21 protein-coding genes and 1 riboswitch are annotated in these 25,784 nt (G+C 68.7%); of the genes, 13 read left to right on the top strand and 8 right to left on the bottom strand.

Features of this window, described 5'->3' with window-relative positions; translation table 11 throughout:
* Positions 1-864: 3,4-dihydroxy-2-butanone-4-phosphate synthase (ribB, locus tag G3N92_RS14330; protein WP_206128186.1), on the bottom strand; the 864-nt coding region annotated here is incomplete at its 3' end.
* 351 nt (positions 865-1,215) lie between these two features.
* Between ribB and G3N92_RS14325 the strand changes: the two genes are divergently transcribed.
* Both G3N92_RS14325 and G3N92_RS14320 read left to right on the top strand, forming a co-directional pair.
* Entirely contained in the window at positions 1,216-2,322 is a 1,107-nt protein-coding gene (locus G3N92_RS14325; protein ID WP_206128185.1) for an LLM class flavin-dependent oxidoreductase, read from the top strand.
* A gap of 563 nt (positions 2,323-2,885) precedes the next feature.
* Positions 2,886-4,445, top strand: a complete 1,560-nt coding sequence (locus tag G3N92_RS14320) for an amino acid permease (protein WP_206128184.1) — start codon at positions 2,886-2,888, stop codon at positions 4,443-4,445.
* Positions 4,446-4,682: 237 nt separating this feature from the next.
* Here the strand turns inward: G3N92_RS14320 and G3N92_RS14315 are convergent, their stop codons facing one another.
* The 3 genes from G3N92_RS14315 to G3N92_RS14305 all read right to left on the bottom strand — a co-directional run bounded on the left by G3N92_RS14315 (position 4,683) and on the right by G3N92_RS14305 (position 6,395).
* The gene (locus tag G3N92_RS14315) at positions 4,683-5,150 is read right to left on the bottom strand and encodes a hypothetical protein (RefSeq protein ID WP_206128183.1); all 468 of its coding nucleotides are present in this window, start codon (positions 5,148-5,150) and stop codon (positions 4,683-4,685) included.
* 187 nt (positions 5,151-5,337) lie between these two features.
* On the bottom strand, positions 5,338-6,258 hold the full coding sequence (locus G3N92_RS14310) for a DMT family transporter (protein ID WP_206128182.1): 921 nt from the start codon (positions 6,256-6,258) through the stop codon (positions 5,338-5,340).
* Complete coding sequence (locus G3N92_RS14305; protein ID WP_206128189.1) at positions 6,255-6,395, bottom strand: hypothetical protein; 141 nt, start codon at positions 6,393-6,395, stop codon at positions 6,255-6,257. Before G3N92_RS14305 ends, G3N92_RS14310 begins: the two co-directional genes overlap by 4 nt.
* On the opposite strand from G3N92_RS14305, the gene G3N92_RS14300 reads away from it, so the two are divergent.
* Entirely contained in the window at positions 6,358-7,257 is a 900-nt protein-coding gene (locus G3N92_RS14300; RefSeq protein ID WP_206128181.1) for a LysR substrate-binding domain-containing protein, read from the top strand. The two genes, G3N92_RS14305 and G3N92_RS14300, sit on opposite strands and share 38 nt — an antisense overlap.
* A 25-nt stretch (positions 7,258-7,282) precedes the next feature.
* Here the strand turns inward: G3N92_RS14300 and G3N92_RS14295 are convergent, their stop codons facing one another.
* Together G3N92_RS14295 and G3N92_RS14290 are read right to left on the bottom strand one after the other, a co-directional pair.
* Positions 7,283-7,609 carry a low molecular weight protein tyrosine phosphatase family protein gene (locus G3N92_RS14295; protein ID WP_206128180.1) on the bottom strand — a complete coding sequence of 109 codons (327 nt, stop codon included), beginning with the start codon at positions 7,607-7,609 and terminating at the stop codon, positions 7,283-7,285.
* A gap of 67 nt (positions 7,610-7,676) precedes the next feature.
* Entirely contained in the window at positions 7,677-9,710 is a 2,034-nt protein-coding gene (locus G3N92_RS14290; RefSeq protein ID WP_206128179.1) for a sigma-54-dependent Fis family transcriptional regulator, read from the bottom strand.
* Positions 9,711-10,214: 504 nt separating this feature from the next.
* Here G3N92_RS14290 and G3N92_RS14285 point away from each other — a divergent pair.
* The 6 genes from G3N92_RS14285 (at position 10,215) to G3N92_RS14260 (ending at position 18,057) form a co-directional block, all read left to right on the top strand.
* Positions 10,215-11,651, top strand: a complete 1,437-nt coding sequence (locus G3N92_RS14285; protein ID WP_206128178.1) for an NAD-dependent succinate-semialdehyde dehydrogenase — start codon at positions 10,215-10,217, stop codon at positions 11,649-11,651.
* A gap of 6 nt (positions 11,652-11,657) precedes the next feature.
* A complete protein-coding gene (locus G3N92_RS14280; RefSeq protein WP_339385916.1) occupies positions 11,658-12,152 on the top strand; it encodes a flavin reductase family protein in 495 nt (164 codons plus the stop codon).
* Between the two features lie 55 nt (positions 12,153-12,207).
* The gene (locus tag G3N92_RS35495; protein ID WP_206128177.1) at positions 12,208-13,173 is read left to right on the top strand and encodes a D-2-hydroxyacid dehydrogenase; all 966 of its coding nucleotides are present in this window, start codon (positions 12,208-12,210) and stop codon (positions 13,171-13,173) included.
* A gap of 320 nt (positions 13,174-13,493) precedes the next feature.
* On the top strand, positions 13,494-14,642 hold the full coding sequence (locus tag G3N92_RS14270; protein ID WP_206128176.1) for a porin: 1,149 nt from the start codon (positions 13,494-13,496) through the stop codon (positions 14,640-14,642).
* Positions 14,643-14,889: 247 nt separating this feature from the next.
* The gene (locus tag G3N92_RS14265; RefSeq protein ID WP_206128175.1) at positions 14,890-16,548 is read left to right on the top strand and encodes a GMC family oxidoreductase N-terminal domain-containing protein; all 1,659 of its coding nucleotides are present in this window, start codon (positions 14,890-14,892) and stop codon (positions 16,546-16,548) included.
* A gap of 46 nt (positions 16,549-16,594) precedes the next feature.
* Positions 16,595-16,687: riboswitch (glycine riboswitch) on the top strand.
* Between the two features lie 119 nt (positions 16,688-16,806).
* Positions 16,807-18,057 carry a D-amino acid dehydrogenase gene (locus tag G3N92_RS14260; RefSeq protein ID WP_206128174.1) on the top strand — a complete coding sequence of 417 codons (1,251 nt, stop codon included), beginning with the start codon at positions 16,807-16,809 and terminating at the stop codon, positions 18,055-18,057.
* A gap of 189 nt (positions 18,058-18,246) precedes the next feature.
* Here the strand turns inward: G3N92_RS14260 and G3N92_RS14255 are convergent, their stop codons facing one another.
* The gene (locus tag G3N92_RS14255; protein ID WP_206128173.1) at positions 18,247-19,518 is read right to left on the bottom strand and encodes an FAD-dependent oxidoreductase; all 1,272 of its coding nucleotides are present in this window, start codon (positions 19,516-19,518) and stop codon (positions 18,247-18,249) included.
* A gap of 454 nt (positions 19,519-19,972) precedes the next feature.
* Between G3N92_RS14255 and G3N92_RS14250 the strand changes: the two genes are divergently transcribed.
* Entirely contained in the window at positions 19,973-21,499 is a 1,527-nt protein-coding gene (locus G3N92_RS14250) for an amino acid permease (RefSeq protein ID WP_206128172.1), read from the top strand.
* 33 nt (positions 21,500-21,532) lie between these two features.
* On the opposite strand, the gene G3N92_RS14245 is transcribed toward G3N92_RS14250, so the two are convergent.
* The gene (locus G3N92_RS14245; protein ID WP_206128171.1) at positions 21,533-22,975 is read right to left on the bottom strand and encodes a DUF1214 domain-containing protein; all 1,443 of its coding nucleotides are present in this window, start codon (positions 22,973-22,975) and stop codon (positions 21,533-21,535) included.
* A 344-nt stretch (positions 22,976-23,319) separates the two neighbouring features.
* Between G3N92_RS14245 and G3N92_RS14240 the strand changes: the two genes are divergently transcribed.
* The 3 genes from G3N92_RS14240 to G3N92_RS14225 all read left to right on the top strand — a co-directional run.
* Positions 23,320-23,673 (top strand): DOPA 4,5-dioxygenase family protein, encoded by a 354-nt coding sequence (locus G3N92_RS14240; RefSeq protein WP_206128170.1) that lies wholly within the window; start codon positions 23,320-23,322, stop codon positions 23,671-23,673.
* 55 nt (positions 23,674-23,728) lie between these two features.
* Positions 23,729-24,028 carry a putative quinol monooxygenase gene (locus tag G3N92_RS14235; RefSeq protein ID WP_206128169.1) on the top strand — a complete coding sequence of 100 codons (300 nt, stop codon included), beginning with the start codon at positions 23,729-23,731 and terminating at the stop codon, positions 24,026-24,028.
* A 105-nt stretch (positions 24,029-24,133) separates the two neighbouring features.
* On the top strand, positions 24,134-25,784 hold a 1,651-nt coding region (locus tag G3N92_RS14225), incomplete at its 3' end, for a copper ion binding protein (RefSeq protein ID WP_241014784.1).

Raw genomic sequence — 25,784 nt, 5'->3', positions numbered from 1 at the left:
CTCGGCGCTGGTGGCGGCCAGCAGCGCGGCCAGTTCGCCCTGCGGGTCGGTCAGCAGCGCGCCCGCGTCGGGGCTGCCGGCCGCCAGCCGCACGATGCCCACCGGGAACGCGGCGGCATCGCGCTGCGTGCCGCGAATCAGCACGGTGTAGGGCGCGGCGTCGGCGCCATCGCTGAAGCACAGCTTCTCGAACACGCCGAAATCGCTCATGACGAGGCTGCGCGCGCTTTCCCATACCTGCGGGTCGTGCCGCTTGCGCCAGGCCACCAGGCTCGCGATGGTGCCCACCCGAATGCCGTGGCGCGCGCCGAACTCGCGCAACTGCGGCAGCCGCGCCATCGTGCCGTCGGGGTTCATCACCTCGCAGATCACCGAGGCGGGCGCGAAGCCGGCCAGCCGCGCGAGATCGGAGCCGGCCTCGGTGTGGCCGGTGCGCGCGAGCACGCCGCCGTCCTTCGCGCAGAGCGGAAAGATGTGGCCGGGGCTGACGATGTCGGCCGGCATCGCGTTGGCGGCCACCGCTGCCTTCACCGTGACGGCGCGGTCGTAGGCGGAAATGCCGGTGGTCACGCCGTGCGCGGCCTCGATCGACACGGTGAACGCCGTCGCGTGCGACGCGCGGTTGTCGTCCACCATCGGGCGCAGGCCCAGGCGCAGGCAGTATTCGCGCGTCAGCGTCAGGCAGATCAGCCCGCACGCTTCGCGCGCCATGAAGTTGACGATCTCCGGCGTCACCGCTTCGGCGGCCACCACCAAGTCGCCCTCGTTCTCGCGGTCTTCGTCGTCGACAAGAATCACCATCTTGCCGTCGCGCACATCGCGAATGATTTCCTCCGGCGAGGAAAGCGCAGCGTGTTCAAACATTTCGAACTCCCAAACCTTGCATGTCAGCGGCCAGCCGGCCCAACGTTTCCTGTGTCACGGTCATGTCAACGCAAAGGGCATGCCAACGAGGCATCGCCTTGCCCGCAGGCGCGGTCGCACGCCGTGTCTCACCGCTGAGACGAACGGCGTCGCACTGTCTCAGCGCTGCGCGAGACAGCCGGTACGTGCGGCGAGGCGGTGGACGAACGAGGAAGAACGGGAAGCGCGCGGGCCGATGGCGCGGCCGATCCGTCAGGCGTCCGGAACGATGCGCGCGGATGGCATGGAGCTTGCAGAAGAGAGGCGTAGTGCGGAACAGCCTGCACTCAACACATCGGAGTAGAGACAGATATGAAACTCGGACTTTTCATGATGCCGCTTCACGACCCGAAGCGGAACTACACGGAAGTGCTCAAGCAGGATCGCGAGGCGATCATCATGGCCGACAAGCTCGGCTATGCGGAGGCGTGGGTGGGCGAACACTACTCGTGCAGCGCCGAGCCGATCGCCAACCCGCTGCAGTTCTTCGCATCGCTCGTGCACGCCACCAAGGACATCAAGTTCGCCACCGGCGTGATCAACCTGCCGCAGCATCACCCGGCCACCGTCGCCGGCGACGTCGCGCAGTTCGACCACCTCAGCGAAGGCCGCTTCATCATGGGCGTCGGCCCCGGCGGCCTGGTGTCGGACATGGAACTGTTCGGCACGGGCGAGAAGAACCGCGCCGAGATGGTCACCGATTCGGTCGAGATCATCCACAAGATCTGGGGCTCGGATGCGCCGTACAACATCAAGGGCAAGTACTGGGACGTGGTGATCGAGAAGAACCACATCCCCGCCATCGGCTTCGGCCCGATGCTCAAGCCGTATCAGCAGCCGCATCCGCCGCTGGCGATCTCCACCATGAGCCCGAATTCGAGCAGCGCGAAACATGCGGCCATGAAGGGCTGGGGCATCGTCTCGGCGAACTTCATTCCGCCCGCGTTCGCGAAATCGCACTGGGAGCAATACGCGATCGGCTGCGAGCTGGCCGGCAAGCCGCAGGACCGCTCGCAATGGCGCGTCGCGCGCTCGATCCTCGTGACCGAGACGGACCAGCAGGCCGAGGATTACCTGGCCGGCCCGAACAGCTACTCCTGGTACTACGACTACATCATCCAGGACATGGCCGTGTTCAACATGCTCGGCATCCTGAAGCCGGACGCGTCGATCCCCGACGCGGACGTGACGCCGAAGGCCTGCCTCGACTGGATGGTGATGTCCGGCTCGCCGAAGACGGTGCTCGACAAGCTGGTGGCGTTCGTCGACTACGTCGGCGGCCCGTTCGGCACGCTGCTGGCCACGCAGAAGGATTGGGACCAGCCGGAGCTGCACAAGTCGTCGATGCGCCTGCTGGCCACCGAAGTGATGCCGAAGCTGCGCGCGTATTGCGCGGAAATCTCGACGACCACCGCGTAACCCGTAACCCGGCATCGCGCCGCCTGCCGGCGCGAGCCGATTCGTGGCCGGCCCCGCACGTATCCGCAGACGGGCGTGGCCGGCGTTCTCTCCTCCAGCCGCGCGTGGCGTGTCCTCCGCCCGCGCGGCTTTTTCTTTTTGCGCGCCCCGGCGGCCTGCAATCGCGCCGCGCCCGTCTCACGTCTCGCAACGCCGAGACACCCAGTCGCAGCCGTGCAATCGGATCGTTCGCAGCGGTGAGATTGGCCGCGCCGCGCGCACTCGCCAATGTGGCAGGATGCTTGCCAATCAATGGGATAGCCGCGGCGCACGCAGATGGCATGGAGCTTGCAGAAAAGCCCCGTCGGCCCGCGTCGCGCGATCAAGGCAACGTGTCTCCTCGATGCACACGACCCGTACCGATGAAAGCGAGGCATCCGCGGTTCCTTCGTTTTCCAAAGCAATTCAACGCAGCATCCCAGCGTGCTGCCGGTTCATGCGATCCGGCAGGTGGTACGAATCTCACGCGTCGCGGGCGTACCCGCCAATCGGTACCGCGACGCGCATGTCAGGAGGAGAAAACAGTGTCGAACACACGAGAACACTCGGACGCCGAACATTTGAAGGCGCTCGGCTACGAACAGAATTTCGACCGCAGCATGTCGCTTTGGGCCAATCTGGCGCTTGGCTTCCTGTATCTGTCGCCGCTCGTCAGCGTGGTGGCGATGTTCGCGCAGGGCCTCGCCACCGCGGGGCCGCCGTCGATCTTCTGGATCCTGATCGTCGGCTGCGGCCAGATGCTGGTGGCGCTGATCTTCGGCGAAGTGGTGGCGCAGTATCCGATCGCGGGCGGGCTGTATCAGTGGGCGCGCCGGCTCTGGAACGGCCAGTATGCATGGCTGCTGTCGTGGATCTATCTGTCGTGCGTGATCGTTGCGATTGCAACCACCGCGATGTTCGGTTCGAGCTTCGTCGCCAACCTGTTCGTCGGCACGCGCGCGCAACCGGTGGTGCCGATCACGCCGGGCATGACGGCGATCGTGGCCGGCACCATGCTGTTCGTCGGCATGATCCTGAACCTCACCGGCACCAAGACGCTGTCGCGCATCGCCAGCGCCGGCCTCGCCGCCGAGCTGGTGGGCGTGGTCGCGGTGGGCCTGTATCTGCTGATCTTCGAGCGCAGGAACTCGCCGGCGGTGTTCCTCGACACGATGGGCACGGCGATCCACGGCAACTACATGCCGGCCTTCATCGGCGCGGCGCTGGTGGGCCTGTTCATGGTGTACGGCTTCGAAGCCTGCGGCGAGGTGGCCGAGGAAGTGCCGAACCCCGGCCGGCAGATCCCGCGCGCGATGATGCTGACGGTGGTGATCGGCTGCGTGTCGGCGGTGTTCTCGTTCGCCGGCTACGTGCTGGCCGCGCCGAACCTGCAGGACATCGTGGCGGGCAAGGTGACGGACCCGATTCCCGAGATGCTCAACAACGCGATCGGCTTCTGGGGCACCAAGATCTTCCTCGTGATCGCGCTGACCTCGTTCCTCGCCTGCGTGATGGGGCAGCAGGCGTCGGCCAGCCGGCTCGTCTACTCGTTCGCGCGCGACAACATGTTTCCGGGCTCGGCGATCTTCGCGCGGCTGACGAAGAAATGGCACGCGCCGGTGTGGGCCAACATCGCCGTCAACACGCTGTCGGGGCTGCTCGTGATCTTCGTGTACTGCGTGCCCGGCTCGTTGTACCGCGTGGCCGGCATGCAGATGCTCGCGGGCTACATCGCGTTCCAGATGGTCGTGCTGGCCGCGCTGCGCGCCCGCTTCAAGGGCTGGAAGCCGGCCGGTTCGTTCTCGCTCGGCGGCTGGGGCTGGCTCGTCAACCTCGGCGCGCTCGGCTACGGCGTGTTCGCCTGCATCGTGCTGGCCACGCCGTCGAACGACATGAGCCTGTCGCTGGTCGATCGCTGGATCGCGCTGGTCGGCATGCTGGTGGTGCTGGCGACGGGTGCGCTGTATCTCGTGATAGCCAAGCCGCACCGCCGTTCGAACGCGCCGGAAGGCGATGCGGTGGAGGTGGCGAACCAGATGCGCGCAAATCGCGCGGCGAAGCCGTATCGCGAGACGGAAGCGCGGGGGAAGAAGGTCGCGGCTTGAGCCTGCACGGCCGGAAGCGGCGCGCGCGATGCGCGGGCTGTTCCCCGTAAAAAACGGAGCCGGTGGGCAACCACCGGCTCCGTTTTGCTTGGTGCGGCGCGGGCGGCTTATTGGCCATCTTTCCCGGCCTCTTGGCGGCTTTGCCGCGACGTGGCAAGCGTCGCCCACGCCAGTGCAAGCGGCAAGCCGCCTACGGCGCTTTCCGGCCCGCGCCGGGCCGAACCCGCATCGCGCCGCTCAGGCGGGCGCCCATCCCCCATCTTCCACCAGCCGCGTCATGCTCATGCGCTGCGCCAGCGACACGTCGAAATTCGCCTGCGCATGGCGATGCGCCGTCGCGAGCACCGACACCGGCACGCTGGCCAGCGTCAGATCGAACGCCCGCACCACGCGGCGCGCCGATTGCAGTTCGTCGCTGTCGAGCGCGCCCGGCGCGACGCCGGTCAAGCGCGCCGCCGCGCGGCCGAAGCCGCGTTCGGCGCGGCGGAATTCCTTGGCCGTCAGCGTCGCGTAGCCGAGCCGATGCAGATAGGCCAGCACGAACGCCGCGCGCACGATGGTGCCGAGATGAAAGGCCGAGGCGCGGCTCGTTTCGAGCACGCTCAGGCACAGGAAATTGCGCACGGAGATGTCGACGCGCGCCGTCTCGTTGAGCGGCGGCGAAGGCGCGGGGCGGGCACGGCCCGGAATCCAGGGTTGCAGCATGGTATGTCGCGAATCGTCGGTCGGAAGGCGGGCACGCGCGGCAGGCTTGCCGCCGCACCCGGCGAAGCGCCGGCTCCGCACCGCCGATCGGCGGCCCGGTTGAGCGCCCCGTCTTTCCGCAACTGGCGTGCCAATCCGCCAAACCACTGATTTCAATGGCATTCTCACGCCGGGCAGCGTGCCTGTCTCACCGGTGAGACGGCGCCGCGCGGCCCGGTTGAGACGCCGTCGCACGCGGCTTGCCGCGCTGAAGCAGATACACGCCCGCGAAGATCGCGGCCATCGCGGCCAGATCGAGCGCCTGCGCCGCCTCGTGCCCAACCGACACGCCCAGCGCCAGCGCCACCACCGGCGGGATGTAGGTCACGCCCGACGCAGCCACCGCGCCGAGCCGCCCGACAATGAAGTAGTACAGGATATAGGCCACGCCCGTGCCGGTCAGCCCGAGACCCAGCACCAGCCCGAGCGCGGCGCGCGTGTCGTGCGTCACGGCCGTCATGCCGTGGAAATCGGTCACGCCGCACAGCACCGCCAGCGCGAAGCCGATCTGCCAGGTCGACAGCGCGAGCGGCGACAGCGCGAGGCCCGACAGATACCGGCGCGCATACACGAACGAGCAACCCACGCTGAACGAACCGCCCACCATGTACGCCACGCCCGCCAGATTCACGCCGGCGCCGTGCGCCCGCCACGGCTGCGCGATCATCAGGACTCCCGCGAAGCCGCAGGCGATGCCGGCCATCATCCGCGCGGTGGGCCGTTCCTGCCGCAACAGCGCCCACGCGGTGATGAACGCGAACACCGGGATCGCCCCGCTCAACATGCCGGCCACGCTCGACGGCAGCAGCGCCGCGCCTTTCGCGAACGCGTAGTAGTAGATCACCGTGGCCAGCAGCGACATCACGAGGAAGTGATGCGCGTGGCGCAGGTGCCGCCATTTCAGGTCGCCCCGAATCAGCGCCGCGATCAGGATCGGCAGGAATCCGAACAGCGTGCGGAGGAACACGATCTGCGTGGTGGAAATGTCCACGCTCGCCCACTTCATGAACAGGAAGTTGGTGCCCCAGATGAGGCCGAGCGCGACGAAGGCGGGGTAAGCGGGGTTCATGACGGCAGCTTCGATGGATTGTCGTGCTCCGGATTGTCGGGACTGCGCGGTTGCGGTACAAACCATATAAATTCCGTCATGACATAGAAAAACTTCACCATGAAACCCGTTCCGCCGATGAAAGCCTTGGTGGCCATGGAAGCCGCGATGCGTTTGGGCAGTTTTACTCTTGCTGCACAGGAACTGAGCGTGACCCCCGGCGCCGTCGGCCAGCAGATCCAGAAGCTCGAGGAATGGCTCGGCGTCGCGCTGTTCGTGCGGCAGATCCGGCAGGTCACGCCCACGGCCGAAGGGCGCGCCTATTTCGCGCGCATCCAGCCCGCGCTCGCGGAGATCGTGCAGGCGAGCCGGCGCGTACGCGAGCGCCGCAACCACAGCCTGCGGATCTCCATGCCGCCGAGCTTCGCCGCCAAATGGTTCGCGCCGCGCATGGCCGATCTGCTGCAGGCGCATCCGGGCATCGCGCTGAGCTTGTCCACCTCGGTCGCGATGGTCGATTTCGAGCTCGACGGCGTCGATCTGGCCGTGCGGCATTTCGACGGCGTCGACGCGAATCTGGCGGTAGAGCGGCTGTGTGCCGATGCTGCGCACGCCTATTGCAACCCCGCCTACGCGAAGCGCATGAAGCTGAAACGCCCCGCCGATCTGGTTGCGGCCTCGTTGCTGCACAACACGCTGCATCCGCACTGGCACGCGTGGCTGGCGCGCTTCGGCGCGCTCGACGAGGCCCGCATCGACGCCATCGCCGGCATCCGATTCGATCAATCGCTGATGGCGATCGAGGCGGCCGTGCGCGCACAGGGCGTGGTGCTGACGAGCCCGGTGCTGGTGGAGGCGGAGTTGGCGGCGGGCACGCTGGTCGAGCCGTTCGACGCCGCGCTGCCGTTGTCGAACGGCTATTACCTGGTGCACCCGCACGCGGAGGCGCTGCCGCCGAGCGCGGCGGCGCTGAAGGCGTGGATGCTCGCGAGCATGGCGGCGGCGGACAAGCGCGCGTGACGCGCGGCCATCGCCGCCCTTGCGATCACCGCCGCAGCAACGGCCCGGCCTTGCGCTCCAGCAGCGCGATCAGCTCGGGCTGCATGAAGGCGTAGTTGTCCGGAATATCGAGGCAGACCACGCGCTTGCCGCGCATATGCGCCGCGAACGCCTTCGACAGCTTCGCCTTGTGCGCGCGCTCCATCACGAACACGATCTCGGCCCAGGCGAGATGCTCGGGCGACAGCGGCGTATCGGCGTCGGGCGCGAGGCCGGCCGAATCGGTCTCGACGCCGGGCCATGAGGCAAATACGGCTTCGGCGGTGGGGCTGCGCAGCCGATTGCGGCTGCAGAGGAAGAGGGCGCGGGTCAAGGTTCGGGGCTGGGGATGGACGGGGTATGCGCAGGATCATAGTGCGCTTCCATCCCGCGCGGCCCCCCTACATCCGAATGTCGTAGCGCTTGAGCTTCCGGTAGATCGTCGCGCGGCTCATGCTCAGCGATTGCGCCGCCGCGTCGATGTTGTTCGCATGCCGCGTCAGCGCCTTGATGATGGCCGCGCGCTCGGCCGAGGCCAGCGCCGAACGCACGGTGTGATCGTCGCTGGCGGGATCGGCCGCCGCGTCGGCGGCCGTCGCGGCGGGCGGCGCCACGACGCTGGCCGGCGTTGCCATCGGCGGCGTGGCCAAGGGTGCCAGCGCCGGCCGCGGCGAACCGGCCAGCGGCGGCGCGAGCAGCAGATCCGCCGCGCTCACCACCCCGCCCTCGCTCAGCTTGATCGCCCGCTGCAGCACGAACCGCAACTCGCGGATGTTGCCGGGCCAGCGGTGCGCGAGGATCGCGGCCATCGCGCCGTCGTCGAACTTGATTGCCTTGCCCTCCGACAGCCGGGCCAGCAACGCCTGCGCGATGCCGGCCACGTCGTCGCGATCGCGCAGCGACGGCACGTCGATCACCACGCCCGCGAGCCGGTAATACAGATCCTCGCGGAACAGCCCCGCGGCCACCTTGTCGCGCAGGTTCTGGTGGGTCGCCGCGATCACCTGCAGATCGACCTGGCGCGGCCGCCCCGAGCCGAGCGGCGTGACCTCGCCCGATTCGAGCACGCGCAGCAGGCGCGTCTGCAACGGCAGCGGCATGTCGCCGATTTCATCGAGAAAGATCGTGCCGCCGTGCGCTTCGACGAAGCGGCCCTGATTGCCCTCGCGATTCGCGCCGGTAAACGCCCCCTTCGCATACCCGAACAATTCGCTGTCGATCAGCGATTCGGGCACGGCCGCGCAATTGAACGCCACGAACGGCCCGTTCGCACGGCCGCTGTCCTGATGGATCGCCTTCGCGAGCGTGTCCTTGCCGGTGCCCGTCTCGCCGAGCAGCAGCATCGGAATGCCGCTGTCCTTGAGCTTGTTCAGGATCGTCACGTTGGCCTGCATGCGGCGATCCGCGCCGGCGCATTCGGCGATCGTCACCGTCTGCGAACGGCCGGCGCGCAGCGCGCCGCGCTCGCCGCGCACCGATTCGAGCGCCACGGCCTGGGTGCGCAGCCGCTGCCGCGCGCCGGGCCACACCGACACCTTGTGCAAGCGGCCGGTGGACAGCAGCCGCAAGCCGATCGCGCGCAGATCGCCCGAATTCATCAGCGCAGCTTCGTCGCTGCGGTCGAACACGCTCCACAGGTTCGGATACGCGGCGCCGAGATCGGCGAAGCCGAACAGATCGCGTGCCGAACGCGTCGCGCCGGTCACCTGGAAATCGTCGCCGATCGCCAGCATCACGGCCGGGCCGGTGCGTCGATGAAACTGCAGCACGGCGTCGTCGGCGAACTGCGCGCGGAACAGCTTCGCTTCCAGCTTCACCGCGCTGTCGAGCGCGAGCTGATAGATCACGCGATGCGCCGATTCGGTGATGTCGCTGTTGCAGGTGGCGAGGTTGATGACACCCTTGATGTGCCCGTCGATGTTGCGCAGCGGCGCCGCCACGCACGACTGGGCAATCAGTTCGGAGAAATAATGATCCTGCTTGAACACCGAGGTGGCGCGCTGCTCGATCAGCGTCGAGCCGATGCCGTTGGTGCCGCCGTATTCCTCGTGCCAGTAGGTGCCTTCCTTGTCGCTGATGCAGTGGTAGGCGGGATCGTCCGGCGCGATCTCGACGAGAATCACGCCGCGGCTGTCGGCGAGCGTGGCGTTGTAGCCCACCGGCCCGATGATCGACAGCAGGCGCTGCAGCTCCGGCATCACGAGCGTGAGGTCGTCGTCGCCGAACGCGCTGCGCGCCTCGGTCAGTTCCGACGCGGTCAGCACCGGCACGGACAGCTTGGCGTCGGGCTGGATGCGGTACTTGTCCATGCACCGGCGCCACGACGAATACGGCGTCCAGTCCGGCGCGGTGCCCGAGCCCATCGCCGGCGCCGCGCCTTCGGATTCCGCCGTCAGCGCGGACATGATGTTTTCCAGATGATCGTCGATGCTCATAACCCACACTCCACCGCACAAGGCCGTAACCGGCATTCATGCAAAAGCCACTGCAATATCCGAGCCCAATGGCATCTCAACGATAACCATCTGATTTCAAAGTGAATTTATGCCGGAATGATTCGAGCGCGAGGGAAGGACTGCACTCGCGTGGTGCAGGATTACGCCCGAAAATTGACCCATGTCATATAGTGAGGCGCGCACGCTGGCCCTCATAGCCGGGTAAACCTTGAACGCCGCCGCGATGCGCTCGCCATGCACTCGCTTCGCACTGCGATGCAATCCGCGCGTATCCGCGCAGCGCGCCGCGCATGCGCCGTTCACCGCATCCGCGCGGTATCACGCGCGCGACACGCGCCGTCGCACGCGTGAGACACACCCGCCCCTGCCCTCATCAAGCACCTGATTTTCAAGAACTATTTCGAATGGCACGGCCTTTGCCTTTTTGACCGGCAAGCAGGCGATCGCGTCTGCGCTCCATCAATCAAGCAAAGGTGATCTCGCATGGCCTATCACGATGTCAATCTCTTCATCGACGGCGAATGGCGTCCGGGCGCGGGCGGCCAGACGCTCGACGTGACCAACCCCGCCACGGGCGCGCGCATCGGCGCCGTGGCGCGCGCCGAAACGCAGGACGTCGAACTGGCGATCCAGGCCGCGCAGAAGGGCTTCGTCGCATGGCGCGGCATCTCGGCGTTCGAGCGCGCCAAGACGATGCGCAACGCGGCATCGCTGGTCCGCGAACGCGCCGACGCGATCGCCACGCTGCTCACCACGGAAGAAGGCAAGCCGCTCGCGGAAGCGCGCATGGAAGTGAACTCGGTGGCCGACCTGCTCGACTGGTTCGCGGACGAAGCGCGCCGCGTGTATGGCCGCGTGATTCCGGGGCGCCAGCCGAACGTCATGCAGACGGCGCTCAAGGAGCCGGTCGGCCCGGCCATCGGCTTCACGCCGTGGAATTTCCCGGTCGCGCAGATCATGCGCAAGGTCGCGCCCGCGCTCGCGGCGGGCTGCTCGATCATCGTCAAGGCGCCCGAGGAAACGCCGGCCTCGCCGGCCGCGCTGATCCAGTGCTTCCACGATGCCGGCGTGCCGGCCGGCACGATCGGCCTGCTGTTCGGCGTCCCCGCTGAAATTTCCGAGTACGCGATCCCGCATCCGGGCATCCGCAAGGTGTCGTTCACCGGCAGCGTGCCGATCGGCAAGCAGTTGGCCGCGCTCGCGAGCCGCCACATGAAGCGCGCGACGATGGAGCTGGGTGGCCATGCGCCCGTGATCGTCTGCGAGGACGCCGATCTCGAATCGGCCGCCACGCTGCTGGCCGGCGCGAAGTTCCGCAACGCCGGGCAGGTGTGCGTGGCGCCCACGCGCTTCCTGATCGCGCGCCGCGTATACGCCGCGTTCTGCGACAAGTTCGCGGGCAAAGCGGCCGCGCTGAAGGTGGGCGACGGCCTGGCCGACTGCACCACGATGGGCCCGCTGATCAACGAGCGCCGCCTGCAAAGCGTCGAACGCCTGGTGGACGACGCCGTGGCCAAGGGCGCGCGTCTGCTGACCGGCGGCAAGCGCCTCGACGGCCCCGGCCACTTCTACGCGCCGACGGTGCTGGCCGACGTGACCACCGAGATGGACGCGATGAACGACGAGCCGTTCGGCCCGATCGCGCTGCTGATGCCGTTCGACGATCTCGAGGACGCACTGCGCGAAGCGAACCGCCTGCCGTTCGGCCTCGCCTCGTACGCCTGGACGCGCGACAGCGCCACGGCCTCCACGCTCGCGCGCGGCATCGAAGCCGGCATGCTGACCATCAACCACCTCGGCCTCGCGCTGCCCGAAACGCCGTACGGCGGCATCCGTGAATCCGGCATCGGCTCGGAAGGCGGGCCGGAAGCGGTCGAGGCCTATCTGAACACGAAGTTCGTTTCTCACTTGAACGGGTAGACCGCCGTGAACATCGATCTGCAATTCCGCGAGGCGATGGCCCGCTTTCCCGGCGCCGTCACCGCCATCACCACCGCCGAAAGCACGGTGCCGCTCGGCTTCATCGCCACGGCCGTGTGCAGCCTGTCGGCGGATCCGCCGTCGGTGATCGTCTGCGTCAACAAGTCGGCGTCGGCGCACGACGTGATCTTGCATCAGGGCTTCTTCGCCGTGAACATCCTCGCCTCGGAGCACGCGCAGGTGGTGCGCCAGTTCGGCGAGAAGAAGGGCGCCGAGCGGTTCGCCGGCATCGATTGGCGCATGGGCGAAACCGGCGCACCGCTGCTGACCGATGCGCGCGTCGCGCTCGACTGCACGCTCGCCAAGGCGCACGACGGCTTCTCGCACACCATCCTGGTGGGCGTGGTGCAATCGATCCTGATGCCCGACGAGGCGAACGGCCACTGCCTGCTGTGGCAGGGCCGCAGCTTCCACAAGGCGATCGAGCTGGCGCTGACCTGACCGGCGCAACGCCGCCCGCCGCGCGCGGGCGGCGTCTTCCACGACAGAAGGCTTCGTGAGCATCTACGCAATCAACTACGGCGTCGGCCAGTACGCCATCGGCGAGGCGCAACTGCGCGCCTGCTTGGGCGACGCCGGCGCGGCGGCCCGCATCACCGTCACGCGCTTCGACGCGCTCGATCTCGACGCGCTGGCTAGCGCCCGCTTCCTGGTCGCGCCGCGCTTCGACACCGATGCGATCCGCCGCCACGCGCCGCGCCTCGAACTCGCGCACTGCATCAACGCGGGCGTGGAGCGCTTCATGCCGCTCGACTGGCTGCCGCCCGGCGCGGTGCTGACCAACAGCAGCGGCATTCATGCCGGCAAAGCGCGCGAATACGCGCTGATGGCGATCCTGATGCTGAACGCGGCGATGCCGCGCTTCATCGGCGATCAGGCGCGCCACGCGTGGCGGCCTCGTTTCACCGCGCCGGCGCGCGGCAAGCGCCTGCTCGTGGTGGGCACCGGCGGCATCGGCGCGGCGGTGGCGCAGGCGGTCCGCGATCTCGGGCTGCACGTGACCGGCGTGTCGCGCAGCGGACGGGCGACGCCGGGCTTCGAGCGCGTGGTGGCCCGCGACGGGTTCGACGCCGTGCTGCCCGACGCGGATTTCGTCGTACTGGCCTGCCCGCTGACGCCCGACACGCGCGGGCTGCTGTCGGCCGAACGGATCGCGCGCATGCAACCCGGCGCGGGTATCGTCAACATGGCGCGCGGCGCGGTGGCCGATTACGCGGCGATCGCCGCTGCCCTGGCGCGCGACGCGCTGTGCGGCTGCATCGCCGACGTATTCGACGCCGAGCCGCTGCCCGCCGACGCGCCGCTCTGGGACGCGCCGGGCTTCGTCGTCACGCCGCACGTGTCCTGCGACGCACCCACCGGCTACGTTGAGGCCGGGCTCGCGATCTTCGGCGCGAACGTGCGCGCGATCCTGCGCGGCGACGCGCCGAGCCACGTGGTCGATCCTGCGCTCGGCTACTGAGCCGCGTCGCCGCGCACCGCGCCGCACCTCCCGCCGCTCTCAGGCGGGAGACGCATCTCAGCCCTGAGATGCGACTGGGCCGCCGCGCGTCGCGCGCACGATGCGGCGCGGGCCACCTCGATCGCGCCGAAACCCATGCCCCGCCTGACGGACAGCGGTTTTTTACATGCCGATGTCGGTTTGGCACGATTACTGCAAAACCTCTGGCGCCGCCCGCGCGGCCTTGTCTTTTCCGTCGACATACCCGCCATGCATGCGCGCGCATCCATCAGGATTCCGCACGATCTGGCGCGTTCTCACCCCAGAGGGGACCCACGCAAATGAAAACAATCCTGACTCCCGCCGCAGCCGCCGTCGCCATCGCCACGCTGTGCGCGGCCGGCGTCGCGCAGGCACAGAGCAGCGTCACGCTGTACGGCGTGCTCGATACGGGCCTGAACTTCACCACCAACGCGGGCGGCCACCGGGCCTTCGCGATGGTCAGCGGCGATACGTCGGAAACGCGTTTCGGCATCAAGGGCAGCGAGGATCTGGGCGGCGGCCTGAGCGCGATCTTCAACCTCGAGAACGGCGCCAACCTGAACACCGGGCAATTGAACGAAGGCGGCCGGCTGTTCGGGCGGCAGGCCTGGGTGGGCCTGAGCTCGGCCCGCTACGGCACGTTCACGATGGGCCGCCAATACGACGCGACGGTCGACCTGTGGAGCCCGTTCACGGCGGCCGGCAACGCGATCGGCGATCTGGCCGCACACCCGTTCGACAACGACAACGCCGATTACGACTACCGCTTCGACAACTCGGTGAAATACGTGAGCCCGACGCTGAACGGCTTCACGTTCGAGGGCGTGTACGGCTTCAGCAATGCGACGCACTTCGCCGCCAACCGCGCCTACAGCGCGGGCGTGAGCTACGCGGCCGGCCCGTTCTCGGCGGCGGCGGCCTACATGCGCCAGAACGGCAGCAACACCACCACGGCGGGCGCGGTGGGCGGCGACGGCGTGTTCACGGCCTCGCATCAGCAGAACCTCGACGCGGGCGTGAAATGGACGTTCGGCGACGGCTCGAACGTGGCGCTCGCCTATTCGCACGTCGACGTGTACGGCCCGACCGCCAACGGCTATGCGCCGAATCTCGGCAGCCAGGCGTGGGGCGCATGGAAGTTCGACAACCTCGAAGTGAACGGCCAGTACTTCATCAACCCGGCGCTGTTCGCGGCGGCGTCCTACACGTTCACGCACGGCAAGCTCGAAGCCGCGAACGGCGGGGGCAGCCCCAATTGGCACACGCTCGCGCTGATGCTGAACTACGCGCTCAGCAAACGCACGTCGGTCTACGTGCAGGGCGCCTGGCAGCACACCAACGGCCGCACCGGCACCGATCTCGATTCGGCGCACATCGTCGGCTCGGCGGATCTGTCCTCCAGCGGCAACCAGATGGTGTATCGCGTCGCGCTGATGCACACGTTCTGAGCGGCCGCCGCGCCGTGTCTCAGCCCCGCCGCGGCGTTGTCGCAGGTTTGAGACACCGCGCCGGCCGCTGTCGCGGCAAGCGCGTACCATCCTTGAAAAACAAGCAGTTACGGCGCCCGCGCGGGGCTGGCACGAAGCTTGTATGCAGATAGCGGAACGCGGTGGCGCGAACTCGCCGGTGCCCTTGCCCGGCGCGACGACGGCCCGTCTCACCGAAGACGGGCCGCGGTTTTCCCAGGAGGATTTTGTGGTTGATTACATCGTTGTCGGAGGCGGCCCGGCGGGCTGCGCTACCGCCGGTCGCCTGACCGAGGATTCGAGCGTGTCCGTCATGCTGTTCGAGCAGGGCCCGCGCGACGTGAACCCGTACATTCACATGCCGGCCACCTACTTCAAGACGGCCAAGGGCAACCTGCTCACGCGCTACCGCCTGCAGCCGCAGCGCCAGCAGAACGGCGTCACGCCCGAGATGGTGCAGGGCCGCGTGCTCGGCGGCGGCAGCTCGGTCAACGCGATGGTGTACATGCGCGGCTGCCCCGAGGATTACGACGGCTGGGCCGCGATGGGCTGCGACGGCTGGGGCTATGCCGACGTCCTGCCGTTCTTCCGCAAAGCCGAGGATAACGAACGATTCTCGAACGACGCGCACGGCACCGGCGGCCCGCTCGGCGTGTCGGATCAGCGCTACACGCACTATCTGACCAAGGCCTGGCTGCGCGCCTGCCAGGAACTCGGCATCAACTTCAACGAGGATTTCAACTCCGGCAAGCAGGCCGGCTGCGGCCTCTATCAGACGACCACGCGCGACGGCAAACGCTGCAGCGCCGCGAAGGCCTACCTGTATCCGGCCCGCCACCGCAAGAACCTGACCGTCAAGACCGATTCGCGCGTGGTGCGCATCGTCGTCGAGAACGGCCGCGCGGTGGGCGTGGAGCACGTCGAGAACGGCCAGCGCCGCATCGTGCGCGCCGAACGCGAGGTGATCGTCTCGGCCGGCGCGATCGGTTCGCCGCATCTGCTGATGCTGTCGGGCATCGGCCCGGCCGAGCATCTGCGCCGCGCCGGCGTGCCGGTGGTGCACGACCTGCCGGGCGTGGGCGAGAACCTGCAGGATCACATGGACATGTTCCTGATCTACGACCTGACCGGCGAACACAGCTACGACCGCTACAAGAAGCTGCGCAACCAGGTCAGCGCGGGCCTGCAATACGCGCTGTTCCGCAGCGGCCCGGTGGCGTCGAACATCTGCGAGGGCGGCCTCGTCTGGTACGGCGCGGAGGACGATGCGCTGCCGAACCTGCAATACCACTTCCTGCCCGGCGCGGGCGTGGAGGAAGGCGCGGACGAAACGCCGAGCGGCAACGGCCTGACGCTCAACGTCTACCAGACGCGCCCGCGCTCGCGCGGCACGGTGCGCCTGGCCAGCGCCGATCCGGGCGTGGCGCCGCTCGTCGATCCGAATTACCTTGGCGATCCTTACGATGCCGAAGTGCTTGCGGAAGGCGTGCGCATCGGCCAGGAAATCCTCGCACAGAAGGCGCTGAGCCCCTACGTGAAGGCCCCGTACCGCCCCGGCGGCATCCTGCGCACGAAGGAGGAGCGGATCCGCTTCGTGAAGGAAACCGGCCAGGGCGCGTTGCATCCGTCGGGCGCCTGCCGGATGGGCACCGACGCGCTGGCGGTGGTCGATCCGACGTTCCGCGTGCACGGCCTCGACGGGCTGCGCGTGGCCGACACGTCGATCATGCCGGCGCTCGTGTCGGGCAACACCAACGCGCCGTCGATGATGCTCGGCGAGCGGCTGGCCGATTTCATCCAGCGCGGCGCGAGCACGGCGGTGTCCGAACGCACGGTGCGCTTCGATCTTGACCTGTCCCGCTTCCGTCAGGATAAAATCGCGTCCTGACAAAGCCGCGCCGCGCTTCCAGCGCTCGACGCGACAGCAAGCATTTCAACGCGACACGGGAGAGACCGCCTGCGAACCAGGCGGCGCCGACGGAGCAACCGCCCCGGAAACTCTCAGGCCAAAGGACCGTGTCGCGTCAACATCTGGAGAGCGGCGCATCGGGCGCCCACCGAAGGAGATTCGCACGGCCCCGGCCGCGCGAAGCAAACTCTCAGGTACAAGGACAGATGGGGCATTTGCTTGACTGGACGTGTACCCATGACGAGGATTGCAATCATCGGCGCCGGCATCACCGGCGTCACCACCGCCTATGCGCTCGCGCGGCGCGGGTTCGATGTAACGGTGGTCGAACGAAATCGCTACGCCGCGATGGAGACCTCCTTCGCCAACGGCGGCCAACTCTCGGCCAGTAACGCCGAAGTCTGGAACAGCGCCGCGACGGTCCTCAAGGGCCTGAAATGGATGATGACGGCGGACGCCCCGCTGCTGCTGAATCCCACGCCGAACTGGCACAAGTATTCGTGGATGGGCGAATTCCTGCGCCATATCCCGAACTACCGCGGCAACACCGTCGAAACCGTGCGGCTTGCGATCATGGCGCGCGAGCATCTGTTCTCGATCGCCGAGCAGGAAGGCATCGATTTCGATCACGAAACGCGCGGCATCCTGCATATCTACGGCGATCGCAAGGGCTTCGAGGCGGCCTCGGCCGTCAACGTGCTGCTGCGGCAAGGCGGCCTCGACCGCACCGCGGTCACGCCGCAGGAAATCCGCCAGATCGAGCCGGCGATTCGCGGCGAGTTCTATGGCGGCTTCTTCACGCCGTCCGATTCGACCGGCGACATCCACAAGTTCACGCGCGGCCTGGCCGACGCGTGCCGCCGCAAGGGCGTGACGTTCCGCTACGACACCGAGATCGCCGCGATCGAGCGCAAGGCGGACGGCTTCCACGTGCAGGCGCAGGAAGCCGGGCAAGCGCGCCGTGACGACGCATTCGACGCCGTGGTGGTGTGCGCGGGCGTGCACAGCCGGCGCTTCGCCGCGATGTTCGGCGACCACGTCAACATCTATCCGGTGAAGGGCTATTCGATCACCGTCAATCTCGACGACGAACGCAGCCGCGAGGCCGCGCCGTGGGTCAGCCTGCTCGACGACGCCGCCAAGATCGTCACGAGCCGGCTCGGCCCCGACCGCTTCCGCGTGGCCGGCACCGCCGAGATCAACGGCTTCAACAAGGACATCCGCGCCGACCGCGTCGCGCCGCTGGTGGACTGGGTGCGCCGCTACTTCCCCGATTGCTCGACCGCGCGCGTGGTGCCGTGGGCCGGGCTGCGGCCGATGATGCCGAACATGCTGCCGAAGGTCGGCCCCGGCAAGCGCGACGGCGTGTTCTACAACACCGGCCACGGCCACCTCGGCTGGACGCTGTCGTGCGCCACGGCCGAGCTGCTGGCCGACGGCGTCGAAGCGGCGTTCGTCGAGTCGGTGCACGGGATAGCGGGCGCGTAGGCCGCAGCGCGTTCGCTGACGGCGAGCGTCCTCGCGGCCGTTCGCTGCGCACGGGCGGGCAGACGAACGGCGGATGAACCGCGCCGGGCTCGTCGGTGAACCGCCCGCCGTTGACGCGCGCAGCGGACAGAGTCCGCGCGGTTCCGCATCGCGTGGCGGCCGGGGCGGGCAGCGCCCCGGCCGCCACGTTCAGCTCGGGCGCGCCGCCGCGCCGAAACGCGCCGCCGAAAAGCGCGCCAGCATCGGATCGCCCGGCGCGACGCCGGTCACGCCATCGGCGATCACCTGCGCCGTGGACGCCGCGCCCGTCAACCCCAGATGGCCGTGCCCGAACGCGAGCCACAAGTTCGCGCGACCTGGCGCGGGCCCGAGCACCGGCAGCGAATCGGGCATGCAGGGGCGGTGCCCCATCCAGCGCGTCGCGCCGTGCGTCGTGTCGAGGCCAGGCAGGCCGGCGCGCGCATGATGTTCGAGCAGGCTCGCGCGGCGCGCATTCGCCGCGCGCCGCGTGCCGCCGAATTCCACCGTCCCCGCGATCCGCAGCCCGCTCTCCATCGGCGTGATGAACAGCTTGCGATCGGCAAGCACGATGGTGCGCGACAACGCCGTGCCCGATTCGGGCACATGCAGGTGATAGCCGCGCTGGCTTTCGAGCGGCACGCCGATCCCCACCGAGCGCAGCAGCGCGTTCGACCAGGCGCCGGCCGCCACCACCACATGCCGCGCGCACAGCACGCCGTTGCCGGTGCGCACCTGCCACACCAGCGCGCGCGATTCGAGCGCCTCGGCGCCGGTCCGCTCGAACGTCACGCCGCGCTCGCGCGCCGCCGCCGCGATCGCCCGCGCGTAGGCCATCGGATCGCGCAGCCAGTGATCGTCGGGCAGCAGCAGGCCCACGCCGTAGCCGGGCGCGACATCGGGCTCGAGTTCGCGGATCGCCGCGCCGTCGAGCTTCTGCAGGCGAAGGCCGAGCTGCGCCTTGAGCGCCCAGCCGAACGCGTCCTTCGCCAGCGCCGTATCGGACGGATAGAGATGCAATTGCCCGGTGGTGCCGACCCGGTCGGCGAAGCCCACCTCGCGCGCGAGCCGCAAATGATCGCGCGGCGCGTCGCGCAGCAACCAGGCCAGCGCCTCGGCGATCCCGTACACGCGCGACGGCTCGGCCGCACGCACGAATTGCAGCAGCCACGGCGCGACCGTCGGCAGATACAGCGGCGGCACGTAGAGCGGACCTTTCGGATCGCTCATCATTTTCAGCGCGCCCGACAGCACGCCGGGCAGCGCCAGAGGCGCGAACGAGTGATAGGACAGCGCGCCGGCATTGCCCGACGAGCATTCGCCGGCCGGCTCGCCGCGCTCGACGACGGTGACGCGCAGGTCGCGCCGGGCCAGTTCGTGCGCGATCGCGAGGCCGACGATGCCGGCCCCGACGACGATGACATCGCGGTTATTCGTGTACATGACGTGTGATGAGGGCTGAGCGATGCCGCCCTGTCATGCAACCTTCATGCCGATGCCGCCCATCCCCGCGAAAACCCGCACGCGGCTGGCGCGCCGGCACGCGCGCAGACACCCGCACTGAGACGCGCACCGGGATTCGCAGTGAGATTGCGCCGCGATTTCTCAGTGCTGAGACCGCTTCGTCGCAGCGCGCGCGGCCCGCCCCGGCCGCCCCGCCACCGCCGGCTCCGGCCCGGTTCGCCCCGATTCGCCCCGAATGCCGCGCCCAGTCCGGCATTGTCGCCGGCCGAACGCTTCGCATTCCCAAACACCGTGCGATTGGCACGCTCGTTGCAAACGGTTCTGACAAAAAAACGTCACGAGAGCGCCCCCGCCGGGGCGACGCCGAATTGTTTTCGGCGGTTTCCCCGGCACTACACTATCTGGAGAACCAACCATGCTGTCTGGAGATTTTGTGAGCGAGCGCCGTACCGAAGACATCCTGCGTGAAGACGCGGAAACGCTGCATCGCTTCGGTTATGCGCAGGAGCTGTCGCGCCGCATGTCGGCGTTCGGGAATTTCGCGGTGTCGTTCATGGTGATCGGCGTGTTCTTCGGCGTCAGCGTGAACATGCAGCAGGGGCTCGGCACGGCCGGGATGTTCGGCTTGACCGTGATGTGGCTGGTGGGCGGCGTGATCGCGCTGGCCACCGCGCTGTCGCTCGGCGAGATCAGCTCGGCGATCCCGACCGCGGGCGGGCTGTATCACTGGTCGTCGGTGCTCGGCGGGCGCGGCTGGGGCTGGGCCACGTCGTGGATCAACCTGCTAGCCTACGTGTTCTCGATGGGCGGCACGGCGGTGGCCACCTACCTCGTGTTCAACCAGATGATCCTGACCGAGATCTTCCGCATCGACACCTCGCAATGGGGCTACTGGCAGCAGCTGGCCGGCGTGACGGCGCTGATGGCGAGCTGGGCGGCGTTCAACCACATCGGCGTGCGCACGCTGTCGCGGCTGGTCGAGATCGGCGCGTACATCACGTTCGTCGGCGCAACCGCGCTGTGCGGGATCATGCTCTACAACATCCATCCGGCAAACCTCGCGCACCTGTTCGACTTCGTCAACAACACCGGCGCGGCCGGCGGCAACGTGGTGCCGCACACCACCAATCCGCTGCTCGTCTGCGGCTACGCGCTGCTGCTGCCGATGTGGCTCGTCACGAGCTACGACGCCTCGGCGCACGTGTCGGAAGAAACCGTCGACGCCACGCGCGCCGTGCCGCGCGCGATGAAGAACTCGGTGCTGTTCTCGGTGATCCTCGGCCTGCTGCTGTTCGTGATCCTCGCAATGGCCATGAACAACCCGGCCGAGATCGCGAGCAAGGGCCCGGACGGCTTCCTGAAGCTCTACGACGAGGTGATCGCGCCGGCCTGGCTCAAGCATTTCGTGGCCGCGTCGCTGACGATTTCGGTCTACATGTGCGGCGCCAGTTGCCTGACCGGCTTTTCGCGCGCGCTGTACTCGTTCGCGCGCGACGGCGGCCTGCCGAAGCGCTTCGCGAGCGTGTCGCTGCGGTTCCGCACGCCGGCCGCGTCGATCTGGTTCGGCGCGATCGCCGGGGTGGCGGTCACGCTCTATTCGTCGGCGTTCGTGGCGCTGACGGCCGGCACCGCGCTGTTCTATCAGATCTGCTACGGGATGGCGATTCTCGCGGCGCTGTTCGCCCGCAACCGCAAGTACGGCCCGTTCCGGCTCGGCGTGTGGTCGAAGCCGTGCGGCGTCGTGGCGATCCTGGGCGGCATCTTCATCGTGTGGGTGGGGCTGCAGCCGCCGACCGACGTGCTGCGCTACTACTTCGTCGGCCTGTTCGCGCTGCTGATGCTCGGCTGGTTCGGTCTCGAACGCCGCCGCTTCCGCGGCCCGCCGGCCGGGCTCGAAGCCGGTTCGCACGAGCGCGAACTCCACCTGCCGAACGTGCCGCTCGATCGCGTCAAGCCGTGAGCGGGCGCGCCGGCATCGGCGGCGTGTTTCGCCTCAGCGCTTGATCACCGCCGGCGGCTGCCACGTGCCGTCGGTCGCTTCCGGCTTCGGCGCATACAGCCGCAGCGCGAGCCGGAAATCGGCGCGCGGCGCGGGCAGCCAGTTCGCGGCGTGCGCGCGGCCCGGCGACGCGGTCGACACGACGATGTCGACCGAACCGTCGCGATTGCGCTGGAGCCGGTCGTAGCCGCCGATCGCGCGGCGCGCCTTGCCGACGTCGGGCAGCGCGCCCTCGGCCGTGTACGGCGTCAGCGACCAGAACGCGCGCACCGGCGGCAGATCGCGCGGGCCGAAGTGCAGCACGTAGCGGTTCGCGCCGTTCAGCGTGTTGCCGTCGTTGTCGGCCGCCACCACCGCCACCGTTTCGTCGTCGCGCGTGCCCGTGCCGAAGCCGGTGGCCGCCGCGTAGGCGCGCAGCGCGTAATCCTGGCCGTAATGGCCGGCGTCCGCGCCGAGCCAGTGCCAGCCGTCGGCCGACAGCACGTTCGACGGCGGCGCGATGAGCCGCGCGCGCGCATCGTCCACGCCGCGCGCGGCCGCCTCCAGCCGCTCGCCGTTCCAATCCACCGGCGTGCCGGGCTGCAGGCCGATCTCGCCGAGCACCTGCTCGACGTGCGGATCCGCTTGCGGCGCCGGGTTGTCGTGCAGTGCGGCCGCGAAGCGCGAGAAGAACGCCTTCGCATCGAGCGCGGCCACGCGATCGGCGGCCGTCGCAGCCGTGGCGGCGTCGGCCGGCGTATCGGCGCGTTTTTCCGAACGTTGCCCGGCGTCCTTCGCCGCCTTCGCTTCTGCGCGCGACGGCCGCGCCGCAAAGGCCGACAGCGGCGTCACGCGCACCGCGTGCAGGCGCCGGCGCGCGTCGGCCAGATCGCGGCCGCCGCCTGTGCGCACCTGCACGCCGATCCAGGCGTACTGCGACGGCAGATCCACGCGCCGCACGTTGGCGGGCAGCGTGCCGTGAAAATCGGGGCCGACGAAGGCAATCGTTTGCCCGCGCGCGGCCGCATCGGCGCCCGAGGACCACGCCACGTTGATCCACATGTCGAGCACGCGCACGTCGAGATAGCGGCCGCGCAAATCGGGCACCGACACGATCGCCGGCTCCGCGCCAACGTCGAGCCAGCCGCTCGCGGCGAGCGTATCGACGCCCGGCAACGGCGGATCGATCGCGCCGGGCGCGGGCGGTGCGGCGTCGTAGCGCAGCGTGTTGTAGGGCGTCGCCCCGGCGTCGCCGGACGTGGCCGCCTCGCGCGCGACGTCCATCATCACGAGCGGGTAGGCATAAATATAGGAATCGGCGACTTCGCTGCGCATCCAGCCCGTCTTGCGGGCGACGACGTCAGGCTGCTGCGGCGAGGCGCACCCGGCCAGCAGCACGAGCACGGCAGCCGCGCCGGCGCCGAGCCGGGCGGCAAAAATTTGGCGAGAGATTGTCATTAGGTTTGGGCGCACGGCGCAGCCCGTTCCGGCTGCGCATGTTGACCGGCAGCCGGTACGCGCGGGGCTTCCTCGTAGCGTGTGGCGGGCTGCATTCGACGCGTCGAACGGCGTGCATCGTACCGCGCGCACTGCAACAAAAACAGTGTGGATGCACACCTTATCCAGGGTCGAAGCGCATTGCATCCCAAAATCGCGTCAATTCGGTGAAAACGATCCCGATTGATGAATTAAGCACATGCGGGGGCCGCGCGGTAGCCTGCGGGCGAGGCCAGTTGCGCCGGAAGGAAGCCATCGGCGAAATCGCGCACAATGCGCATTCGCTTCCCTTTACCCATTCGCTCATGACGCTTCTCGACCCCACCGCCATCACGAGCTGGCACGCGCATATCTACTTCGACGCCGCCAGCCGCGACGCCGCCTGGGCCTTGCGCGAGACCATCGGCGAACAACTCGGCCAGCGCGTGCAGATCGGCCGCTTCCACGAGCGCCCGGTCGGCCCGCATCCGATGTGGTCGTACCAACTGGCGTTCGACGGCGCCGAGCTGGCGCCCGTGCTCGGCTGGCTGGCGCTCAATCACGGCGCGCTCGACGTGTTCGTGCACCCGAACACCGGCGACGCGCTGCGCGACCATCGCGACTCGGCCGTCTGGATCGGCCGTTCGCACAGCTTGCGGCTCGAGGCCTTGCTCGGCTGAGCCGGGCGTGGCCGCGGGCTTGCCGGTATTCCCCCCCTCATCAGGAGTTCACACGATGTCATCCGAAATTCAAGTGGTCGCCGTCCTCCAGGGCACGCCGGGCAGCGGCGATGCGCTCGCCGAAGCCGCCGAACGCGTCGCCGGCCCGAGCCGCGAGGAAGCCGGCTGCCTCGGCTATGTCGCCTACCGCGATACCGATCGCGCCGACCGGATCGTCTTCATCGAGCGCTGGCGCGACCGCGACGCGATCGCCCAGCACGAGCGCACCCCGCATTTCCAGGCGCTCGTGGCGGCCGTGAAGCCGCTGCTGGCGGAGCCGCTGCACATCTCGTTCCTCGGCGACCTGAAGGGCTGACGGGCCGCGGCCCCGGTTCGTCGATAAAACGCTTGACCTTCCCATCGTGGGAAGCTTGATACTTCGGTCATTGTCGGCTTCGGCCGCAACCGACCGGATTTCACGATGAACGATCTGTCCCATCCCACCGCCTTCGACACCACCGAGCTGGGCGTCGAAGGCATGACCTGCGGCGGCTGCGCGCGCCGCGTCGAAAAGGCCCTGGCCGACGTGCCGGGCGTGCACGCCGCGCATGTCGATCTGGCGGCCCGCTCCGCGACGGTCAGCGCGTCGCCCGATGTCGAGGCGGCGCGGCTGGCCGAGGCGGTGACGGCGGCCGGGTATCGGGCCGAGGTGCGGGGGCGGGTGGCCGCAACGCCGGCGGCGGCGGTGAATGCCGCGCCCGCGGTGACGCTCGATGTCGGCGGCATGACGTGCGGCGGCTGTGCCCGGCGCGTTGAAAAGGCGCTCGCGGCAGTGCCGGGCGTGGCGCAAGCCAAGGTCGATCTGGCCGCTTCGCAAGCCACCGTCGAATTCTCCCCCGGCGCTGAAACCGGTGTGCAGGCATTGATCGATGCCGCTACGTCAGCCGGTTATCCCGCTTCGCAAATCGCCCCGCCGCCCGTCACGCTCGACGTCAGCGGCATGACCTGCGGCGGCTGTGCGCGCCGCGTTGAAAAGGCGCTCGCGGCAGTGCCGGGCGTGGCCGAGGCCAAGGTCGATCTGACCGCTTCGCAAGCCACCGTCGAGTTCGCCCCCGGCGCTGAAACCGGTGTGCAGGCGCTGATCGATGCCGCCACGTCAGCCGGTTATCCCGCTTCGCAAATCGCCCCGCCGCCCGTCACGCTCGACGTCAGCGGCATGACCTGCGGCGGCTGTGCGCGCCGCGTCGAAAAGGCGCTCGCGGCAGTGCCGGGCGTGGCCGAGGCCAAGGTCGATCTGGCCGCTTCGCAAGCCACCGTCGAGTTCGCCCCCGGCACGTCAACCGATGTGCAGGCGCTGCTCGATGCCGCCACCGCCGCAGGCTATCCGGCGAAGCGCGTCGATACGGCCAAGGCGGTCGAAGCCGCGCCCGTCATCGACACCGCACAGCCGAAGCCCGAACCCGCACCGGTTGCCGTCGCGTTCGTGCCGATGCCGAAACCACGCCCGAAGAAAGCGGCCGAGGCCGCACCGGCCGCCGCAGCGCCTCCCAGCACCACGATCGAGCTCGATATCGGCGGCATGACCTGCGCGTCGTGCTCCAGCCGCGTCGAGAAGGCGCTAGCACAGGTGCCCGGCGTGTCGCGCGCCTCGGTCAATCTCGCCACCGAACGCGCCAGCGTCAGCGGCGCCGCATCGTTGACGGCCGCGCAACTGATCGCCGCCGTCGAACAGGCAGGCTATCGCGCCACGTCGGAAGACACCGCCGAGGCCGAGGTTTCGCTGGCCGCCAACACGGCACCGCAGCCGATCGAGCTCGACATCGGCGGCATGACCTGCGCGTCGTGCTCCAGCCGCGTCGAGAAAGCGCTCGCGCAGGTGCCCGGCGTGTCGCGCGCCTCGGTCAATCTCGCCACCGAACGCGCGAGCGTCAGCGGCAACGCGTCGCTGACTGCCGCGCAACTGATCGCCGCCGTCGAACAGGCCGGCTACCGCGCCACCTCGACGGCCGCCGCCGCACCCGCCGGCGCGACACCGTCGCAGGCCCCCCGCCCCAAGATCGGAAGGGCGGCGGGTAGGGAAAGGGGGTTGGGGGCAGTGTATATCGCGGTGGTGGCCGTGTGTGTAAGTACAA

Origin of the sequence: Burkholderia sp. Ac-20379 (assembly GCF_017104645.1) — a bacterium.
In the GTDB taxonomy this organism is placed as follows: domain Bacteria; phylum Pseudomonadota; class Gammaproteobacteria; order Burkholderiales; family Burkholderiaceae; genus Burkholderia.
The sequence above is the reverse complement of the archived record's forward strand: the minus strand, read 5'-3'. Positions and strand labels throughout refer to the sequence as shown.

Coding starts and splice junctions, on each gene's coding strand:
- G3N92_RS14325 (WP_206128185.1), top strand. CDS start 1,216: ATGAAACTCGGACTTTTCATGATGCCGCTTCACGACCCGAAGCGGAAC.
- G3N92_RS14315 (WP_206128183.1), bottom strand. CDS start 5,150: ATGCTGCAACCCTGGATTCCGGGCCGTGCCCGCCCCGCGCCTTCGCCG.
- G3N92_RS14310 (WP_206128182.1), bottom strand. CDS start 6,258: ATGAACCCCGCTTACCCCGCCTTCGTCGCGCTCGGCCTCATCTGGGGC.
- G3N92_RS14300 (WP_206128181.1), top strand. CDS start 6,358: ATGAAACCCGTTCCGCCGATGAAAGCCTTGGTGGCCATGGAAGCCGCG.
- G3N92_RS14305 (WP_206128189.1), bottom strand. CDS start 6,395: ATGGCCACCAAGGCTTTCATCGGCGGAACGGGTTTCATGGTGAAGTTT.
- G3N92_RS14290 (WP_206128179.1), bottom strand. CDS start 9,710: ATGAGCATCGACGATCATCTGGAAAACATCATGTCCGCGCTGACGGCG.
- G3N92_RS14285 (WP_206128178.1), top strand. CDS start 10,215: ATGGCCTATCACGATGTCAATCTCTTCATCGACGGCGAATGGCGTCCG.
- G3N92_RS14270 (WP_206128176.1), top strand. CDS start 13,494: ATGAAAACAATCCTGACTCCCGCCGCAGCCGCCGTCGCCATCGCCACG.
- G3N92_RS14260 (WP_206128174.1), top strand. CDS start 16,807: ATGACGAGGATTGCAATCATCGGCGCCGGCATCACCGGCGTCACCACC.
- G3N92_RS14255 (WP_206128173.1), bottom strand. CDS start 19,518: ATGTACACGAATAACCGCGATGTCATCGTCGTCGGGGCCGGCATCGTC.
- G3N92_RS14245 (WP_206128171.1), bottom strand. CDS start 22,975: ATGACAATCTCTCGCCAAATTTTTGCCGCCCGGCTCGGCGCCGGCGCG.
- G3N92_RS14240 (WP_206128170.1), top strand. CDS start 23,320: ATGACGCTTCTCGACCCCACCGCCATCACGAGCTGGCACGCGCATATC.
- G3N92_RS14235 (WP_206128169.1), top strand. CDS start 23,729: ATGTCATCCGAAATTCAAGTGGTCGCCGTCCTCCAGGGCACGCCGGGC.